This window comes from Krasilnikovia sp. MM14-A1004 (assembly GCF_047159485.1).
In the GTDB taxonomy this organism is placed as follows: domain Bacteria; phylum Actinomycetota; class Actinomycetes; order Mycobacteriales; family Micromonosporaceae; genus Actinoplanes.
On record NZ_AP038773.1, the window covers coordinates 4,196,819 to 4,217,050 of the forward strand.

At 76.2% G+C, this 20,232-nt stretch carries 8 protein-coding genes; 6 read left to right on the forward strand and 2 right to left on the reverse strand.

Annotation, left to right across the window (positions count from 1 at the left end):
• Positions 1-3: 3 nt before the first annotated feature.
• From ACMCNN_RS18060 to ACMCNN_RS18080, 5 genes are read left to right on the forward strand one after another with little or no spacing between them, the layout of a single operon-like run.
• The gene (locus ACMCNN_RS18060; protein WP_412741679.1) at positions 4-291 is read left to right on the forward strand and encodes a phosphopantetheine-binding protein; all 288 of its coding nucleotides are present in this window, start codon (positions 4-6) and stop codon (positions 289-291) included.
• The gene (locus ACMCNN_RS18065; protein ID WP_412741680.1) at positions 288-1,055 is read left to right on the forward strand and encodes a thioesterase II family protein; all 768 of its coding nucleotides are present in this window, start codon (positions 288-290) and stop codon (positions 1,053-1,055) included. The genes ACMCNN_RS18060 and ACMCNN_RS18065 overlap by 4 nt, the downstream gene beginning before the upstream one ends.
• A complete protein-coding gene (locus ACMCNN_RS18070) occupies positions 1,036-2,208 on the forward strand; it encodes a cytochrome P450 (RefSeq protein WP_412741681.1) in 1,173 nt (390 codons plus the stop codon). The genes ACMCNN_RS18065 and ACMCNN_RS18070 overlap by 20 nt, the downstream gene beginning before the upstream one ends.
• A gap of 10 nt (positions 2,209-2,218) precedes the next feature.
• Entirely contained in the window at positions 2,219-3,448 is a 1,230-nt protein-coding gene (locus ACMCNN_RS18075; RefSeq protein WP_412741682.1) for an MFS transporter, read from the forward strand.
• A gap of 10 nt (positions 3,449-3,458) precedes the next feature.
• Positions 3,459-14,093 (forward strand): amino acid adenylation domain-containing protein, encoded by a 10,635-nt coding sequence (locus tag ACMCNN_RS18080; protein WP_412741683.1) that lies wholly within the window; start codon positions 3,459-3,461, stop codon positions 14,091-14,093.
• 272 nt (positions 14,094-14,365) lie between these two features.
• On the opposite strand, the gene ACMCNN_RS18085 is transcribed toward ACMCNN_RS18080, so the two are convergent.
• On the reverse strand, positions 14,366-15,748 hold the full coding sequence (locus ACMCNN_RS18085; protein WP_412741684.1) for a condensation domain-containing protein: 1,383 nt from the start codon (positions 15,746-15,748) through the stop codon (positions 14,366-14,368).
• A gap of 38 nt (positions 15,749-15,786) precedes the next feature.
• Complete coding sequence (locus ACMCNN_RS18090) at positions 15,787-17,082, reverse strand: helix-turn-helix domain-containing protein (RefSeq protein ID WP_412741685.1); 1,296 nt, start codon at positions 17,080-17,082, stop codon at positions 15,787-15,789.
• 288 nt (positions 17,083-17,370) lie between these two features.
• Between ACMCNN_RS18090 and ACMCNN_RS18095 the strand changes: the two genes are divergently transcribed.
• Entirely contained in the window at positions 17,371-20,214 is a 2,844-nt protein-coding gene (locus ACMCNN_RS18095; protein WP_412741686.1) for a type 2 lanthipeptide synthetase LanM family protein, read from the forward strand.
• The last annotated feature ends 18 nt before the right edge of the window (positions 20,215-20,232 follow it).

The following is a 20,232-nucleotide window of genomic DNA, read 5'->3' on the forward strand; positions in this document are numbered from 1 at the left end:
CCGATGTCCACTGACGACATCGACCGCACGGTGGCCGAGGTCTGGGCCGAGGTGCTCGGGGTGCCCGGGGTGCAGCCGACCGACGGGTTCTTCGCCCTTGGCGGCCACTCACTGGCCGCGCTGCGGGTCATCTACACGCTGCGCGACCGGCTCGGCGTGCCGCTGGCCCTGCGCGACCTGATGGCGGCGCGCACCTGCGCCGACTTCGCCGCGACGGTCCGCGGCGCGCTGAGCGGCGACGCCCCGGCCCGCCAGGTGGCGCCGCTGGTCGGCCGCCGGGGCACCCGGTGACCGCCGCGGTCACCCCGGCGGCGCCGGTGCGGCCGGACGTGGTGGACGCGTGGGCCTACCGGCCGTACCCGCTGCCGGAGGGCACCCCACGGGTGTTCTGCTTCCCGCACGCCGGCGGCGACGTCACCGCGTACGCCGCGCTCGCCGCCGCGCTCGCCCCGGACCGTGAGGTCTGGGCGGTGCGGCTGCCGGCGCGCGGGGGCCGGTACACCGAGGCGATGCCGGCCGGTTTCGACGCGCTCGTCGCGGCGATCGTCGCGGGCATCGGCCGGCACGTCCGCCCCGATGCGGTCTTCTACGGACAGAGCCTCGGCGCGCTGCTCGGCTACGAGGTGGCCCGCGCGCTGCCGGCCGGCCGGCGACCGTCGACCGTGGTGGCCGCCTGCGCCGGGGCACCGGACACCTGGCCCGGTACGGTGCCCGCCGACACGCTCGGCGCCGCCGCGCTGCTGCACGCCTGCGGCCTGGAGGTCGACGAGGCGATCCGGGACCTGGTCGTCGACACCATCCGCGCCGACCTGACGGTGTGCCGCGACTACCGGTACCGGCCCGCGCCGCGGCCCGGTTTCGCCCTGCACGCGGTCGCCGCCGCGGGTGACCCGATGATCGGGTCGGCCGACGTCGCCCGCTGGGCGATCGCCACCACCGGCCCGTTCAGCACCTCGGTCGAGGCCGGCGGGCACCTGCTCGCCACCCCGTTCTCCGCCGGACCCGCCGCACTGCTCCGCCGTCTGGGAGGCAGCCATGACCACGACCACGATTGACCTCACCGACCCGGCCCTCTGGGCCCGCGACGACGTCGGCGCGATCATCGACGAGCTGCGCGCGGTACCGGTGCAGCGCACAGAGACCGCGCAGGACGGGCCGGTCTGGTCCGTGCTCGACTACGAACTCGGCGCCCGGGTGCTCACCGACAACCGCACGTTCGGCTCGACCGGCGGGTCGCTGCTGGGCACCGGCGGCAACCCGGCCGGCGCCGGGAAGATGATGGCGCTGACCGACGGCCCCCGCCACCGCGAACTGCGCGCGCCGGTGCTGCCGTACTTCTCCCCTCGCGGGGTGCGCACCCTCACCGAACGCGTCGACGAACTCGCCGACGCGGTGGTCGCCGATGCGGTCGCCGAGGGCGAGACGGATCTGGTGCGCATGCTCGCGCCGGTGCCGCTGATCGTCATGTGCGACCTGCTCGGCATCCCGCACGACGACCGGGACCTGGTCGTCGCGGTCTGCGACGAGGCGTTCCTGGCACACACCCCGCAGCAGCGCCGGGCCGGGCACCAGCGGCTCATCCCGTACCTGTTCGAGCAGGTGATGCGCCGCCGGGCGCAACCCGGCGACGACCTGATCAGTACGCTCGCCGCGCACCGCATCGACGGCCGGCGGCTCTCCGTCGAGGAGGTGGTGCTGAACCTGGACAACATCCTGGTCGGTGGCGTGCAGACGGTCCGGCACACCGCGGCGATGAGCCTCTGGACGCTGATCCGGCACCCGCAGGCCTGGCAGCGGCTGCGCGACGGCGAGGCCGACCTCGGTACCGCCCTCGACGAGCTGCTGCGCTACACCTCGGTCGGGCTGCACGTGCTGCGCACCGCGAACGAGCGCACAGAGCTGGGCGGCGAGGTGATCGAGGCGGGCGACCGCGTGGCGGTCTGGGTCTGGGCCGCCGACCACGACCCGGCCGTCTTCGACCAGCCGCACGAGCTGCGCCTCGACCGATCGCCGAACCGGCACCTGGCGCTCGGCCTCGGCGCGCACTACTGCATCGGTGCGCCGCTGGCCCGGGCCGAACTGGGTGCGATCTTCCGGGCGCTGTTCCGCCGGGTCGCCACGATCGAGCCGACCGGCGCGCCCGTCCACAACCAGTCGATCATCAACTTCGGCCTCGACCTGCTCCCGGTCCGGCTGCACGCCCGGTGAGGAAAGACCGTTGACCCAGACGCAGATCCGCCCGCCGGATCGCACCGCCACCGGCTGGACCCGGGTGGCGCTGCTCCTCGCCGGGCAGGGCACCTCCCTCGTCGGTGACCAGGTGTTCTTCATCGCCGTGGTGTGGGCCGCCGCCGAACTCGGCGGCACCGCCGCGGTCACCTGGGTGACCCTCGCCGAGTCGGTGCCCCGCGCCCTCGCGATGATCTTCGGGGGCGCGGTCTGCGACGCGTTCGGGCCGCGCGCGGTGCTGCTGCGCACCACCGGGGTACGGATCGGCGTGCTCGCCGTGGCGTCCGTGGTGGCGCTGAGCGCCGGGACGGTGCCGCTGCTGGTGGCGGTCGCCGCGGTGGAGGGGGCCCTGCTCGGGCTCGGCACGCCGTCGTTCGGCTCGCTGATGCCCCGGATGGTGCCGCCCGCCGCGCTCGGCCGGGCCAACTCGATGCGCACCATGGTCGGCCGGTTCGCGCCGATCGTCGGCTCGCCGTTCGGCGCCTGGCTGGTCGCCACCGGCCACCTCGCCGTCGCGCTCGCCGTGGTCTGCGCCGGCTGCGCGGTCTCCCTCGGCTGCCTCCTGCCGGCCACCCGGGCGCTCACCCCGCCACCGTCCACGACGGCCGTCCGGGTGCCGCTCTGGCGACGCTCCGGCGACGGCCTGGTCCTGCTGCGCCACGACCGGCGGCTGCGGATGCTGTTCCTCTCCTCGCTCTGCCTGGACGTCGCATTCGCCTGGCCGATGAATCCCGGCCTGCCCGCGGTCATGCTCGACCGGGGGTGGGGCGTGGCCGGCGTCGGCATCCTGATCGCCTGCTGGGCGGTGGGTGCCCTCGCGTCCGCCGGGCTGGGCGCGCTGCTCGGCGACCGGATTCCGGTCCGGATCCGGCTGGTCGGCGGCGCCGCCGGCATCGCCGTCCTGCTCTCGGTCATGATCCTCGCGCCGACGCTGCCGCTGATGGCGGCGGTCGCGGCCGCGCTCGGCTTCTGCTCGGGCCAGAACGGCCCGGCCGCCGTGACCCTCTACCAGCAGGCCGCCCCGCCGGACCGGCTCGGCGCCGCGATGGCACTGGTGGCGCTGTCCGGCATCGGCTGCGCGCCGCTGGCGTACGCGGTCGTCGGCGTCGTCGCCGGTCTCACCTCCCCCACCGTCGCCTGGACGGTCAGCGCCGTGGTCGCCTTCGGCGGCCCGGTCGCCGCCGCCCGGGCGCTCCGCATCCCACCCGCCTCGTACTGAAGGGTTCGCCGTGCGTGCCTTGTCGTTCGGTCAACAGCGCCTCTGGTTCCTCGATCAGCTCGACGGGCCCGGCGCGACCTACAACGTCCCGTTCGCGCTGCGCCTGCACGGACCGCTCGACCGGGCGGCGTTGCGCGCCGCGCTCACCGACCTGCTGAACCGGCACGAGGTGCTGCGCACGGTCTACCCCACCGACGACGGCGTACCCCGGCAGCGGGTCCGGGCCGTCGACGCGGCTCCGCTGGCCGTCCATCCCGGACCGGTCACCGGGGCGGCGCTGCCGGGTCTGCTGCGGGCGGAGCTGACCCGGCCGTTCGACCTCGCCGCCGACCTTCCGGTACGCGCCACCCTCTACGCCCTCGGGCCGGACACGCACGTGCTGCTGCTGGTGCTGCACCACATCGCCTGCGACGGCTGGTCGCTCGGCCCGCTCGGCCGTGACCTGGCCACCGCGTACACCGCCCGGCACGCCGGCACCGCGCCGGACTGGGAGCCGCTCGCCGTGCAGTACGGCGACTTCGCCGACTGGCAACGCGAGGTGCTCGGCGACCCGGACGACCCGGACAGCCCACTCGCCGCCCAGCTCGACTACTGGAGCGGCCGCCTCGCGGACCTGCCCGCCCCGATGCCACTGCCCACCGACCTGCCGGGCGAGCCCGGCGCCGGGCAGGAATCCGTGGCGGACGCCGGGATCGTCGCGGTGACGCTGCCCGCCGAGCTGCACGCCGGGCTGCTGGCCATGGCCCGCGCCGCCGGCTGCACCCCGTTCATGGGACTGCGGGCGGTGGTCAGCGCGCTGCTCTCCCGGTGGGGTGCCGGACCGGACGTGGTGCTCGGCACCCCGGTCGCCGGGCGCTCCGAGGAGGTGCTCGCCGACCTGATCGGATTCTTCGTCAACACGCTGGTGCTGCGTACCGACACCGGCGGCGACCCCAGCCTCCGGGAGCTGCTGGCGCGGATCCGGGAGACCGGTCTGGCGGACTACGCCCATCAGGACACCCCGTTCGAGCGTCTCGTCGACCGGCTCGCCCCGGACCGGATGTCGGCCGCCCACCCGCTGTTCCGGGTGATGCTGGTGCAGCAGACCGACGGCGGCGACCCGCCCCGGCTGCCCGGCCTGACGGTCGCCGCGGAGCCGATCGACCTGCCGACCGCGAAGCTCGACCTCAGTGTCGTCTTCGCCGAGCGCTACACCGGCGGCACCCCGGCCGGCGTCGACTGCCAGTTCGAGTACGCCGCCGACCGCTTCTCCGCCGACCGGATGTCAGCGCTCGCCGCCGGTCTGGTCCGGCTGGTACGCGCCGCGCTGGCCGACCCGGACGCCCCGCTGAGCACCCTCGACGCCGGCGACATCCCGGCGATCGGCACCCGCGACGCTCCGGCGACCGACGCGGTCAGCAGCGCCCCGATCGGCGCCGGGCAGGCCGCGGTGGCACCGGAGCCACGCGCCGACGACCCGCGGGTGGAGATCCTGTGTGGACTCTTCGCGGACGTGCTCGGCCGTACGGACGTCGGGGTGCGCGACGGCTTCTTCGCCCTCGGCGGCCACTCGCTGCTCGCCACTCAACTGATCAGCCGGATCCGCGCCGCGTTCCGGGCCGAACTGGGCGTACGCACGCTGTTCCGCGCCCCCACCGTCGCGGGCGTGCTGGCCGCGCTCGACGCCGCCGCCGACGGCCCGCCCCGGCCCCCGCTCCTGCCCGCCGACCGTGCGGACGCCGGGCCGGACGGGGCCCCGCTGTCCTACGCGCAGCGCCGGCTCTGGTTCCTGGCCGGCGTCGAGGGGCAGGACCGGGCCTACACGATTCCGCTGACGCTGCGTCTCACCGGCCCGGTGGACGTGGACGCGCTCGCGGCGGCCTGCCGGGACCTGGTCATCCGGCACGAGATCCTGCGCACCGTCTACTCCGCGCCGGACGGCGACCCGCGCCAGCACGTACGCGCGCAGACCGGCCCGGTGCTCAGCGTGGTCCGCCTCGCCCGCGCGGAGCTGGCCGACCGGCACGCGGCGGCCGCGGCCACGCCCTTCGACCTGGCGACCGACATCCCGCTGCGGGCCACCCTCTTCCTCCCCACCGACGGCGGCGACACCGACGATGGCGACGGGGCCGTGCTGCTGCTCTGCCTGCACCACATCGCCGCCGACGGTGAGTCGCTGACGCCGCTGCTGCGCGACCTCGACACCGCCTACCTGGCCCGCCGGGCCGGTACCGCCCCCGCCTGGGCGCCGCTGCCGGTGCAGTACGCCGACTACGCGCGCTGGCAGGCCGCCCTGCTCGGCGCCGAACACGACCCGCAGAGCCTGGTCGCGGGGCAGCTGACGTACTGGACCGAAGCGCTCGCCGGGCTGCCGGTCGAGCTGCGCCTGCCCGCCGACCGGCCCCGGCCGGCGCGCCCCAGCCACCGCAAGGGCCACGTCCGCGCCGGGGTGGACGCCGCTACCCGCGACGCGCTCGCCGCGCTGGCCCGGCAGGGCCAGACCACCCTGTTCATGGTGGTGCATGCCGCGCTGGCCGCACTGCTGACCCGGCTCGGCGCCGGCCACGACATCCCGATCGGCACCCCGGTCGCCGGACGCGACGACGAGGCCCTCGACGACCTCGTCGGATTCTTCGTCAACACCCTCGTCCTGCGCGTCGACACCGGCGACGCGCCCACCTTCCGGGAGCTGCTGGACCGGGTCCGGGACGCCGACCTGGACGCGTTCGCGCACCGGGACCTGCCGTTCGAGCGGGTGGTCGAGGCGGTCAACCCGCCCCGGCTGCTCGCCCGGCACCCGCTGTTCCAGGTGCTGCTGTCCTACCTCTCCGGCGACACCGGAGACGGCATGTCGATGCCGGGGCTCGGAGCGCGGGCCGAGGACACCGTGGCCGGCACCGCCAAGTTCGACCTGTCGCTGACCGTGGCGGAGACCCCGGACGGGCTCGACTGTCACCTGGAGTTCGCCGCCGACCTGTTCAACCCGGCGACCGCGGGCCGGATCGTCGCGGCCTACGTCGACCTGCTCACCGACGTCGCGGCCGACCCCACCGTGGCCGTGGCCACGCCGCACACGGGCGCACCGGCCGCACTCGGCGCCGTACCCGGGAAGCCCGGCGTACCCGAAGAGGCGGCGACCGATGCGCCGAGGTCGACCCCCGACCGGGCCGACGGCGCGGACGGCGCCCTGGTCGGCACGGTGGTCGAGGCGACGGCCGGCGCGGACTGGGAACGGCCCTACCGGGCGCCGCGGGACGCGCGGGAGGAGATCCTCTGCGCGCTCTTCGCCGAGGTGCTCGGCGTCGAGCGGATCGGGGTGGACGACGGCTTCTTCGCCCGCGGCGGGCATTCGCTGCTGGCGGTGCGGCTGCTCAGCCGGATCCGGCCGTCGTTCGGGGTGCCGGTCGCGATCGGCGACATCTTCGCGGCCCCGACCGTGGCCGGCCTCGCCGCCCGCCTCGCGGCCGCCGCGAGTGAGGCCGACGCCGGCGACGGGTCGCCCGGGCCCGCGCTGCGGGTGCAGGCGCGGCCGGAGCGGGTGCCGCTGTCCTACGCCCAGCGGCGGCTCTGGTTCATCCTGCAACTGGACGGGGACAACGGAGCCTACGACATGCCGTACGCGCTGCGGCTGCGTGGCCGGCTGGACGCCGGGGCGCTGCAAGCCGCGCTGGCGGATGTCACCGACCGGCACGAGTCGCTGCGCACGGTCTTCGCGGTGCACGACGACGAGCCCTACCAGCGGGTCCTGCCCGCCCACCGGCCGCAGCTGCACCGGGCCGCCTACGACGCGGACGCGCTGGCCGACGCGCTCGGCCGCCGGTTCGACCTGGCGGTGCAGCCGCCGCTGCGCGCGCACCTGTTCGACGTGGCACCGGACGAGTACGTCTTCCTGCTGGTCACCCACCACATCGCCGGTGACGGCTGGTCGATGGGGCCGCTGCTGGCCGACCTGGCCACCGCGTACGCGGCCCGCGCCGCCGGCGACGCTCCGGAGTGGACGCCGCTGCCGGTGCAGTACGCCGACTACGCGCTCTGGCAGCGCGAGCTGCTCGGCGCACCGGACGACCCGGACAGCGTGCTCGCCCGGCAGCTGGCGTACTGGCGGGAGAAGCTCGCCGACCTGCCCGAGGAGCTGTCGCTGCCGACGGACCGGGCCCGCCCGGCGGTCGCCAGCCACCGGGGCGACTCGGTGCCGGTGACGATCGACCCGGCGCTGCACCGGCGGATCCGGGCGCTGGCCCGGGACAGCCGGGTGACGTTCTTCATGGTGCTGCAGGCGGCGTTCGCGGCGCTGCTGACCCGGCTCGGGGCGGGTCACGACATCCCGATCGGCACCCCGGTCGCCGGACGCGCCGACGAAGCCCTCGACCAGCTCGTCGGATTCTTCGTCAACACCCTCGTCCTGCGCGTCGACACCGCCGGCGGCCCCACCTTCCGGGAGCTGCTGGACCGGGTCCGGGAGACCGATCTCGGTGCCTACGATCACCAGGACGTGCCGTTCGAACGCCTGGTGCACGAGCTCAATCCGGCCCGTTCGCTGGCCCGGCACCCGCTGTTCCAGGTGATGCTGGTGCTGCAGCAGACCGGCGACGGCGAGAGCGGGCTGCCCGGCCTGGACGTGACAGAGGAACTGCTCGACTCGGATGCGGTCAAGTTCGACCTGGGCCTGTCGCTGGCCGAGGGGGACGGCGTGACGGGCTCGCTCTCGTTCGCCGGTGACCTGTTCGACCGGGCCACCGCCGAGTCCATGGTGGAGCGTCTGATCCTGCTGCTCGACGCGGTGACCGCCGACCCGGACGCGCCCATCGACGCGATCGGCCTGCTCACCCCGGCCGACCGGGAGCGCATGGCGCGGTGGAACGCGACAGACGTGCCGGTGCCGGACACCACGCTGCCGGAGCTGTTCGCCGCCCGGGTGGCCCGCACCCCGTCGGCGGTCGCGGTCCGGTACGCCGACGAGGAGATCACGTACGCGGACCTGGACGGCCGGGTGGAGGCGCTGGCCCGGGCGCTGCGCGGGCGCGGCGTGCGCCCGGCCGACCTGGTCGCGGTCCAGCTGCCCCGCTCCGTGGAGCTGATCGTCGCGGTGCACGCGGTGCACCGGGCCGGTGCGGCGTACCTGCCGGTGGACCCAGATTATCCGGCCGACCGGATCGCGTTCATGCTGGCCGACGCGCGACCGGCGCTGGTGCTGACGCCGTCGGTGCTGGCCGGCCTGGATGCGGCCGAGGACGGCCGGTTGCCGGTGGTCTCGGGGCGGCACCCCGCGTACATGATCTACACGTCCGGGTCGACCGGACGGCCGAAGGGCGTGCTGACCTCGCACGCGGCGATCGTCAGCCACCTGCTGTGGATGCAGCACGACTATCCGCTCGGCGGCGACGACCGGGTGCTGCAGAAGACGTCGTCCAGCTTCGACGTCTCGGTCTGGGAGTTCTTCTGGCCGCTGATCACCGGCGCGACGCTGGTGCTGGCCCGGCCGGACGGGCACCGCGACCCGGCGTACCTCGCCGCGCTGATCCGCACCGCCGGAGTCACCGTGGCGCACTTCGTGCCGGCGATGCTGGAGGCGTTCCTGGCCGAACCGGCCGCCGTCGCCGACAGCCCGCTGCGGCAGGTCTTCTGCGGCGGCGAGGCGCTCACCCCGGAGCTGGCCGCCCGGTTCACCGCCGCGCTGCCGGCCCGGCTGTCCAACTTCTACGGACCGACGGAGGTCGCGGTCGAGGCGACGCACCAGCCGTACTCGGCCGACGTCGCGGGCGCCCGGACCGTCCCGATCGGGCACCCGGTGTGGAACACCCGCGCGCACGTGCTCGACGCCCGGCTCGCCCCGGTGCCGCCCGGCGCCCCCGGCGAGCTGTACCTCTCCGGCGACCAGCTCGCCGACGGCTACCTCCACCGGGCCGGGCTCACCGCGCAGCGGTTCGTCGCCGACCCGCACGGCGCCCCAGGACAGCGCATGTACCGCACCGGTGACCTGGTCCGCTGGACCGGAGCCGGCCGGCTGGAATACCTCGGGCGCGCCGACGACCAGGTCAAGATCCGCGGGCAGCGGCTGGAGCTCGGCGAGGTGGCCGCGGTCGCCGCCGGATGCCCGGGGGTGGTCCAGGCCGTCGTGACCCTGCACACCGACTCCGGTGGCGCCTCCCTCGTCGGGTACGTCGTGGGCGAGGCCGATCCGGCCGAGGTGCGCCGGCACCTGGCCGCCCAGCTGCCGGGGTACATGGTGCCCCGGGTGGTGCTCCGGCTGCCCGCGCTGCCGCTGGCCCCGAACGGCAAGGTGGACCGGCGGGCCCTGCCCGCCCCCGAACCGGTCACCGCGGAAGCCGCCTACCGGGCGCCGCGCGGCCCGGTACAGGAGATCCTCTGCGACATCTTCGCCGGCCTGCTCGGCGTGGACCGGGTCGGCATCGACGACGACTTCTTCGACCTCGGCGGGCACTCGCTGCTCGGCACCCGGCTGATCAGCCGGGTGCGCGCAGCGCTCGGCGTCGAGCTGAGCGTCCGCGACCTTTTCCGTACGCCCACCGTCGCCGGGCTCACCGGCGCCGTCGACACCGGACGGCCGGCGCGCGCCCCGCTGCGGGCGATGCCGCTGCCGGAGCGGGTCGGACTCTCGCCCGCCCAGCGCCGGCTCTGGTTCCTCAACCGGCTGGACGCCCGCACCAGCGGGTACGCGCTGACCTGCGCGCTGCGCCTGACCGGCGTCCTCGACACGGACGCGCTGGCCACGGCGCTCGGCGACGTCGTCGCCCGGCACGAGGTGCTGCGCACCGTGTACCCGGAGGTGGACGGCCACCCGTACCAGCGGGTGCTGCCCGCGCCGGCCGCCGGGACGCCGTTCCCGCTGCCGGTCCGGCACGTCGACGACGATGCACTGGCGAGCGCGCTGGAGGCGGCCGGTGCCGCGGTCTTCGACCTCACCGTGGACATGCCGTTGCGGCCGGAGCTGCTGGCGACGCCCGGCGGCGACCACGTGCTGCTGCTGGTGATGCACCACGTCGCCACCGACGGCTGGTCGATGGGGCGGCTCACCGCCGACCTGGCGACCGCGTACACCGCCCGGCTCGACGGGGCGGCGCCGCAGTGGGCGCCGCTGCCGGTGCAGTACCGGCATTACACGCTGTGGCGTCAGGAGGTGCTCGGCGACGGGCCGGAGCCCCTGCCGTCGCCGGGGTCGGCTCCCTCGGCGGCGGAGTCGCCGCTGGAGGCTCAGGTCGGGTACTGGCGGGAGCGGCTGGCCGGGCTCCCCGACGAGCTGGCGCTGCCGTTCGACCGGCCGCGCCCACCGGTCGCCGACAACCGGGGCGACTCGGTGCCGGTGACGATCGACGCGGCCCTGCACGGCGGGCTGCTGGCGCTGGCCCGGCAGAGCCGGACGACGCTGTTCATGGTGCTGCAGGCGGCGTTCGCGGCGCTGCTGAGCCGCCTCGGCGCCGGACACGACATCCCGATCGGCACCCCGGTCGCCGGACGCGACGACGAAGCCCTCGACGACCTCGTCGGATTCTTCGTCAACACCCTCGTCCTGCGCGTCGACACCGGAGACGCGCCCACCTTCCGCGAGCTGCTGGACCGTGTGCGGGAGACCTCGCTCGGCGCGTACGCGCACCAGGACGTGCCGTTCGAACGCCTCGTGCAGGAGCTGAACCCGGCCCGCTCGCTGGCCCGGCACCCGCTGTTCCAGGTGATGCTGGCGTTGCAGAACAACGAGGACAGCGACCCGCGCATGCCCGGCCTGACGGTCTCCGGCGTACCGGTGGGGGTGCGCACCTCCACCTTCGACCTGGCGCTGTCCCTGCACGAGCTGGTGCCCGGCCGGCCGGAGGGCATCGGCGGCGGGCTCACGTTCCGCACCGACGTCTTCGACCCGCCGACCGTCGGCCGCATCGCCGACCGGCTCGTCCGGCTGCTGACCGCGGCGGTCGCCGACCCGGACCGGCCGATCGGCCGCCTCGACCTGCTGGCCCCCGCGGAGCGGCACGACCTGCTGGTACGCCGCACCGACACCGCCGTGGACCTCGGCCCGTGGCGGGACGTGCCGAGCCTGGTCGCCGCGCACGCCGCCGCCGACCCGGACCGGGTCGCGGTCGCCGGCCCGGACGGCGTGCTGCGCTACCGGGACCTCGACGCACGGGCCAACCAGCTGGCCGCGCGGCTCGCCGACGCCGGTGTGCGCCGCGGCGACCTGGTCGGCGTCTGCCTGCCGCGCGGGCTCGACCAGGTGATCGCGCAACTCGCCGCGCTGCGCGCCGGGGCGGCGTACCTGCCGCTCGACCCCGGCTACCCGCCCGCCCGGCTGGCGTACATGTGCCGGGACGCGGCGGTCGCGGTCGTGCTGACCCGCGGTGACGTGCCGTTCGGCGCGGAGCCGGCGACCGGGGACGGGCCGGCGCCGACGGTGATCCGCCTGGACCGGGAAGCGGCCGACATCGCGGCCCGGCCGGCCGATCCACCGGCACTGCGACCGCATCCCCGCGACGCCGCGTACGTCATCTACACCTCGGGCTCGACGGGCGCACCGAAGGGAGTCGTGGTCGACCACACCGGGCTCGCGCACCTGTGCGCCTGGTTCCGCCGCGCCTACGCGGTCCGCCCGCAGGACCGGGCCAGCCAGGTCGCCGCGCTCGGCTTCGACGCCGCGGTCTTCGAGGTGTGGCCCCACCTGTCGGCGGGCGCCTCGGTGCACCTGCCGCCGGAGGCCGCGCTGACCGACACGGGCCGGCTCGCCGAGTGGCTCGCCGACACCGGGATCACCACCGCGTTCCTGCCCACGCCCCGGCTGGAGACGATGCTGGACGAGCCGGCCCTGCGCCGGGCCGCCCTGCGCACCGTCACCGCGGGCGGCGACCGGCTGCGCCGCCGCCCCCCGGCCGACCTGGAATTCCGCCTGGTCAACGGGTACGGGCCGACCGAGTGCAGTGTGATGGCCACCGGCGCCGACGTGGCACCGACCGGCGACGCGCTGCCCGACATCGGCGTTCCGGTGCCGAACACGCGAGCGTACGTCCTGGACCAGTACCTGTCCCCGGTGCCGGAGGGCGTGCCCGGTGAGCTGTACCTGGCCGGCGACGGCCTGGCCCGCGGCTACCTGGGCCGTCCGGGGCTGACCGCGGTCCGGTTCGTCGCCGACCCGTTCGACGGCCCCGGCCGCCGGATGTACCGCACCGGTGACGTGGTCCGCTGGCGCCGGGGCCGGCTGGAGTTCGTCGGCCGCGTCGACGACCAGGTCAAGATCCGCGGCGTACGGATCGAGCTGGGCGAGGTCGACGCGGTGCTGGCCGACTGCCCCGGCGTACGGCAGGCGGCGACCGTGGCCCGCGGCGACCACCTGGTCGGCTACCTCGTCCCCGCCGCGAGCGACGTCGCGCCCACCACGGACGGTGCTCGCGCGGCCGGAGCCGACGCGGACCGCATCGGCGCGGACGGTCGACTCGACCTCGCGCGGGTCCGCGCGCATGCCGCCGCGTTCCTGCCCGCCCACACGATCCCGACGCACCTGGTGGTCGTGGACGCGCTGCCGCTGACCGCGCACGGCAAGCTGGACGTCGCGGCGCTGCCCGCGCCGCCGCGCCCGGCCCGCGTGCTCCGGGAGCCGCGCACCGCCCGGGAACGGCTGCTGCGCGGGCTCTTCGCCGAGGTGCTGGGGACCGACGAGGTCTCCGTCGACGACAGCTTCTTCGACCTCGGCGGACACTCGCTGCTGTCCGCCCGCCTGATCAGCCTGATCCGCCGGGAACTCGGCGTGGACCTGGGCATCCGGGCGCTGTTCGAGACGCCGACGGTGGCCGGGCTGGCCGCCCGGCTGGACGGTGCCGCCCGCGCCGGGCGACCGGGCGGTGCGGACCCGGACGACCTGGCCGTCCTGATCGCGCTGCGCGCCGACGGCGTCCGGGCACCGGTCTTCTGCCTGCCGCCGGCCGTGGGCATCGGCTGGGTGTACGCCGGGCTGCTCCCCCGGATCGAGGCGTCCCGTGGCGTGCACGGCCTGCAGTCGCGTGGGCTCACCGCCCCGGACCGCCGGCCGGCGACCATGGACGAGCTGATCAAGGACACCGTCGAGCGGATCCGGCAGCAGCGTCCGAACGGCCCGTACCACCTGCTCGGCTGGTCGTTCGGCGCGCAGGTGGCGCACGCGGTCGCGGTCGCGCTGCGCGAGCAGGGTGAACAGGTGGGCCTGCTGGCCATGCTGGACGGTTACCCGTCGGCCGGCCGGGCGACCGACGAGGCCGTCACCTCACCCGGGGCCGCCCCGGCGGATCGGGAGACGCTCGCCGCGCTGCTCGTCTCGCTCGGCCACGACCTCACCGACCTGCCCGACGACGCTGCGCTGGACCACGCCGAGTTCGTCCGCCGGGTCCGGGCCGCCGGCGGCCCGCTCGCCGGACTTCCCGCGGCGACGCTGGCCGGACTGCCGACGGTCTTCGCGGGCAACGGCGCGCTCGCCGCCGCGCACCGTCCCGGCCGGTTCGACGGTGACGTGCTGTTCTTCCAGGCCACCGAGGGCCGGCGGCCGGGCGCACCGACGCCCGACGCGTGGCGCCGCTACGTCGGGGGCCGGCTCCAGGTCCACCCGGTGGCCGCCCGGCACGGCGAACTGACCCAGCCCGCGCCGATCGCCGCGATCGGCGAGGTGATCGCCGCCCACCTGGCCGACCAGCCATAGTCGCCCAGCGCCCCGACCGCGCCGGGTGAGCTGATCCCGCGCCGGTCGGAAACGATGCCGCCGGGCGGCCGTGATCCGCACGTGGTCACGGCCGCCCGGCCGGATCAGCCCCTGCGGAAAGCCGCGGATCAGCCACGCACGCCCAGCCGGATCAGCCCCCTGCGGAAAGCCGCGGATCAGCCACGCACGCCCGGCCGGATCAGCCCCTGCGGACGAGCCACGGATCACGCCGGGCACGCCCGGCCGACGCCGGGGTCACTCTGCCGCGCCGGCTACCGGCCGGTGGGGAGCATGTACAGACGGCTGCCCGGTGGCGTCCCGCCGATCGGGGCACGGCGGGCATCGTCCCGCCCCACCTCGACGGCGCCGAGGCCGACATCCGGCTCGGCCGCCATCGCGTCCAGCAGCCGGACCAGGTGGTCCGCGAGGCTCGCGGCGGTGGTCCGGTCGAAGACGTCAGTGGCGTACCGCAGCCGGCCGGTGGGACCGGTGCCGACGCCCTCGGGGGCGAGCACCACGGCCAGGTCGCAGTCCGTGACCTCCGGGTCGAGCCGCTGCGCCCGCACCTCCAGGCCGGGCAGGCTCATCCGTACGGGCGGCTCGGCCGTCATCACCATCACCTGCACCGGCGGCCGGCCCGCGCGCAGTGGTTCCTGACGTTGCGCGCGGGCGGCAAGTTCGGTGGCCCGTACCCGGGTCAGCAGGTCGTGGAAGCTCGGGTTGCCCGACGTGTCCACGCGCAGCAGCATCGTGGCGGCCGGCACGGCGAAGGGCCGCGTAGAGGACCGTTCCGGTACCGCGCCGATCGGGATGTCGGTCCCCACGCCGAGCCGGGTGAGCAGCGCGGCGAGGGCCGTATGCCCGATCGTGGCGGGCGTGGCGCGGCCCGCCCGGACCAGCCCGGCCAGACGCGCGCGGGCCACGGGACACAGGCGCAGCGGCACCGACCCGCACCGGTTGCTGGCCACCGGCGGGCGGGCCCGGTCGTACGGCAGTCGCAGCCCGGCCGGCAGACCCGCCGGTTCGTCGCGCCGGAGCCCGCCGACGCCACGAACCACAGCGGGCCGGACTCCAGCGGGGTGCAGCGAGGGGGCGCGGAGAGCCGCGTCCCACCGATCGGGCGCGGCGGTGGTCGGCCACACCGGCGCGGTGCCGTGGCGACGGGCGGTGTAGGCCGCGCCGAGTTCGCCGACCAACGCGGCCAGGCCCGCCCCGTCCCAGACGATGCGGTGGGCCACCAGCAACAGCGCCCACCGGCCCACCGGTGACGCACCCGAGCGCCGGACCGCGCCGGGCGCGGGCTTGTCCAGCCGGTACAGGATCACCCGGACCGGTGCCGCGGCGGTCAGGTCGAACGGCCGGCGACCGGCCCGGTCCAGCACCGCCACCAGCTCGTGCTCGGCGCAGTCCACCAACGTCACCGCCGGCACCTCCCCCGGTGCCAGCACATCCCGGTACGGGTGCCCGCCGACCGCCGGGTACCGGCTGCGCAGGACGTCGTGGCGGGCCGTCACGTCGCCGATCGCCCGGCACAGGGCGGCCTCGTCGAGCTCGCCGTGCAGCCGGAGCAGCACCGACACGTGTGACGTCCGGGTGGGGCCCGCCAGCTGCTCCCGGTACCAGAGGTGCTGCTGCGCGCGGGTCAGGTTGGTCACCGGAACCTCCTCCGGCCGGTACGGATCGCCGCCGCCGGTCACCGCACCAGGACTTCGCCCGTACGGCCGGAGGGGACTGAGGCGGGCACGGCGATCTCGGCCCACCGGGGCTCGGCGTGCATCTGGCGGACCAGGTTCAGCACGGAGAAGTGGCCGGCGGCACGTTCGGCGCGCCGGCGTACCAGGCCCTGCACCATCAGGGCGTGCACGGCCCCGGCCAGCTCGGCCACGTGGCTGCCGGTCAGCCGCGCGGCCTCCGGGATGGACCAGCTGCCGCGCAGCCCGGCGAGGCGGGTGAGTTGCGGCTGCAGTGCCGGTTCGACGGCGTCCAGGCTGCGCCGCAGCGACTCGCGCAGCCCGGCGTCGACCCCGGCCGCCGGGACCGGGGCGGACAGGGCGAACGGGTTCCGGGTGACCTCGTCGAGCAGTTGCTCCGGCGGATGCACCAGGCTCCAGCTCGCGACCAGCGCCAGCGCGCGCGGGATGCCGTCGAGCGAACGGCAGAGGCCCGCCACGACCGCCGCGTTGTCGGCGTGCAGCCGGAAGCCCGGCCGGTTGCGGCGCAGCAGCAGGGTGAGCAGCCGGACCGAGCCGACGCGGGCCAGGGCGGCCGGGTCGGCTTCGGCGCCCGGCGCCGGCACCTCCAGCGGCGCCAGCGGGAAGACCTGTTCGGCGGGGATCCCGCCCGGCACGAGCGCCGTGGTCACCGCCCGTAGCCGGGGGCAGTGGTGCAGCAGTTCCAGCACCGCGCCGGGCGGGCGGGCAGTGGCCTGACCGTCGACGACCACCAGCGCGTGCCGGTCCCCGACGAGTTCGGCCAGGGCGGCGACGGTGGCGGCCGGCAGGACCGCGGCCTCGGCGGCGGGGAGCCACAGCACCGGCCAGCCGGCGTTCTCCCGCACCACCCGCGCCACCTCGATCAGCAGCCGGGTCTTGCCGACGCCGGCCACGCCCACCACCGCGGCGAGCCGCTGGCCGTCCACGGTGAGCAGTTCCTCCAGGGCCGACACCTCGGCGTCGCGGCCGATGATCGGGGTGACCGGCACCGGGGGGTGCAGCCGGGCCGGGTCGACCCGGTCCGGCTCGCCCTGCTCGGGGCCGCCCCGTCCGGCCAGTTCGAAGTCGGCGCGGTGCGGCCCGTCGAGGCGCAGCACATCGGCCAGCAGCCGGACCGTGTCGGGCCGTGGCCGCTGTGCCCGGCCGCGTTCGAGGTCACGGATCGCGCGGACGCTGAGCGTCGAGAAGTCCGCCAGCTGCTGCTGCGTCAGCCGCACCCGGATGCGGTGGCGCCGCAGCAGCGTGCCGAAGTCATCCACGCGATGACGGGTGTCCATTGCGCCCTCCTTGGCTGGCGTCCTGCGAACCCACGACCGGGGTGTCGCAAGATCACCGCCGACAGTGCCACCGGTACGTACCCGCCGCACAGGGACCGGTCCCCCCATATTCGGCGCCGCGCCCGGGTCCCGGCCGGGTGATCGCGCAGCGGGCCGGGCGCCCCCGGCGCCGCACCGTGCCCCGCCGGTCCGGCCGGCACTCGGCTGACCTGCGCTTTCGCGGTGACGCTCGGAATCTGGGCAGTGACTACCCATGTGGGTGGTGCGGCGGCCTGCGAATCTTTATCCATGACCGACACCGCGCTCCTGGACGGCCGCGATGCCGCGGACCTTCCGCCGCGGTGGTGGGCGCCCGGCTGCACCGGATCCGACCGGCTGGCCGGGTGCCCGGACTGGGCCGACTTCGTGGCGCGAGCCGTGGCGGACGCTCCGGCGCGGGCGCAGGCAGGCCCCGCGGACGCCGACTGGCGCGACGCGTTCGCCGGCGCGCTGCGGCCTCTCGTGGACGCGGCCCGCGACCGCGTCGCGCGGCGGGTCGGCGCCGCCGCCGACGTCGACCCGGCCGCCGTGTACGCCGGATGGGCCGCCGGGCTGGGTCGCCGCCTGGCGACGCTGGCCGTGCGCACCCTGGTGTCGGAGCTGCACGACGCCCGCCGGGCCGGGCGGCTGACCGGCGCCACCGGCGCGGAACGGTTCGCCGCGTTCACCGCCGGGCTCGGCACCCGGCCGGGCCTCGCCGGCCTGTTCGGCCGGTACCCGGTCCTGGCCCGGCTGCTGGGCCGGCACTGCAGCCAGGCGGCCGACGCCCTGGCCGAGACGATCGAGCGGTACACGGCCGACCGGTCGACGATCGTACGGCGGTTGCTGGGCGACGATCCCGGTGCGCTGAGCGCGGTACAGCCCTGCGGCGACGGGCACGGGGGCGGGCGTGCGGTCGCGCTGCTGCGCTTCGCGGACGGCGCCACGGTGGTCTACAAGCCGCGGCCGCTCACGCTGCACCGCCGGTTCAACGACCTGGTCCACTGGCTCGACAGGGTCGCCGGGCTGGACCTGGCCACCGTGGCGATGGTGACCCGGCCCGGCTACGGCTGGCAGGAGTACGTCCGCCCGCGCCCGTGCGCCGACGCCGCCGGGCTCGCGCTCTTCTACCGCCGGCAGGGCGCGCTGCTGGCCCTGCTGTACGCGCTGGACGGCACGGACATGCACTGCGAGAACGTCCTCGCCTGCGGTGACCAGCCGCTGCTGGTGGACGTCGAGACGCTGTTCCATCCGGATCTGCTGCCGCCGTCCGGGGCGGGCCCCGATCCGGCGGCCCACGCGCTGACCCGCTCGGTACGGCGTACCGGGCTGCTGCCCACCGCGCTGCCGGGCGAGCACGGCACGGTCGACCGGTCCGGGCTCGGCGGCGAGCGGTATCCGGCCGAGGTGGTGGCCTGGGCCGATCCGGGTACCGACACGATGCGCCTGGTGCGCCGCGTCGCCGCCGTCGCCGGTGCGGACAACCGTCCCCGGCTGGGCGAGCGGGCGGCGGATCCGCGGGAGTACCGGGCGGACCTGCTGGCCGGGTTCCGGGCCGGCTACGACGCGATCGCCGCGCGGGCCGACGAGCTGGTGTCCCTGCTCGACGGGTGCGCCGCGGCGCCGATCCGGGTGGTGCCCCGGCCGAGCGCGGACTACGCGACGCTGCTGGACGAGTCCACGCATCCCGGCGTGCTACGCGACGCGCGCGACCGGGACCGCGCGTTCGGGCTGCTGTGGGACGAGTCCGCGGAGGACCCGGACCGCGCGCGGCTGGTCCCGGCCGAGCTGGAGGACCTGTGGCGGGGCGACGTCCCGCTGTTCACCGGCCGGCCGGACAGCCGGGACCTGTGGGCTTCGGACGGCACCCGGCTGCCCGAGGTGCTGCCGGTGACGGGATTGTCCGCGGCCGTCGCCAAGATTCGCGCGATGGGACCGCGGGACCGGCGCGAGCAGGAGTGGGTGATCGCGGCGGCGCTGGCCGCGGGACCGGTCCGGCACGGGGGCGCCCCGGCCGCCGCGGCGCCGCCGGGATCACCCGCGGCCGGTCGGAGCGGGGGCGACGACGCCCGGACGCGGAGCCGGCTGCTGGCGGCCGCCGAACGGATCGCCGCCGAGCTGGCCGACAGCGCGTACCGCGACGGCGCACGGGCGAACTGGGCCGGGCTGGTGCGCCTCGACAACCGGCATTGGACGCTCGCCCCGCTGAACGCCGGTCTCGGCGAGGGCTATCCCGGAATCGCCCTGTTCCTCGCCGAACTGGCGTCGATCACCGGCGACCGGCGCTACGAGGGCCTGATCCGGGCCGCACTGCACCCGGTGCCGCTGCTGCTGAACCGGCTGGCGGCCGACCCCGAGCTGGCCGACGCCGCCGGCTGCGGATTCTTCGACGGTCTCGGCGGCATCGCGTACGTCCTGGCCCGCACCGCCACCCTGCTGCACGACGCCGAGCTGGGGCGCTGGTGCGCGGCCGCCGTCGAACTGGCCGCACACGTCCGCACCGACGACACCGACGAGCAACGGGCCGGTCTCGCGGCCGGTCTCGCCGGCGGGCTGGTGGCGATGCGGGCCGTGTACGCGGAGACCGGCCTGCCGGCGGCCGGCCGCCTCGCCGACGAGTACGCGGCACGCCTGCCCCACCTGCCCGCGCCGCCGGGCGCCGGTCTGCCGTGGGGCGCCGCCGGCGTCGCCTGGGCGCTGCGCGCTCACCCGCCCGCCGACCGGCCCGCCCTGTCCGCTGAGGGGCCGGCCGACCTCGGCTGGTGCGGTCCGCTCGCCGGTGCCGCACTGACCGATGTGGACGGTACGGCGGCCCGCCGGTACATCGCGGCCGCCACCGGTGCCGGGGTGTCGGCCGACCCGAGCCTGTGCCACGGCGAACTCGGCGTGGCGGAGGTGCTCACCGCGCTCGACGGGGCGGGGCACCCTGGCGCCCTCGCCGCCCGCGAGGGCCGCACGGACGCCGTGCTCACGGCGCTGGAACGCGGCCGGGCCCGGTGCGGCGCCCCCGGCGGCCCGACCCCGCCGGGCCTGCTCACCGGACTTGCCGGGTTCGGATACGGTCTGCTCCGAATCGGATACGGCGCCCGGGTCCCCTCGGTTTTACTGCGGTGACCCTGTTTCATCCGAATC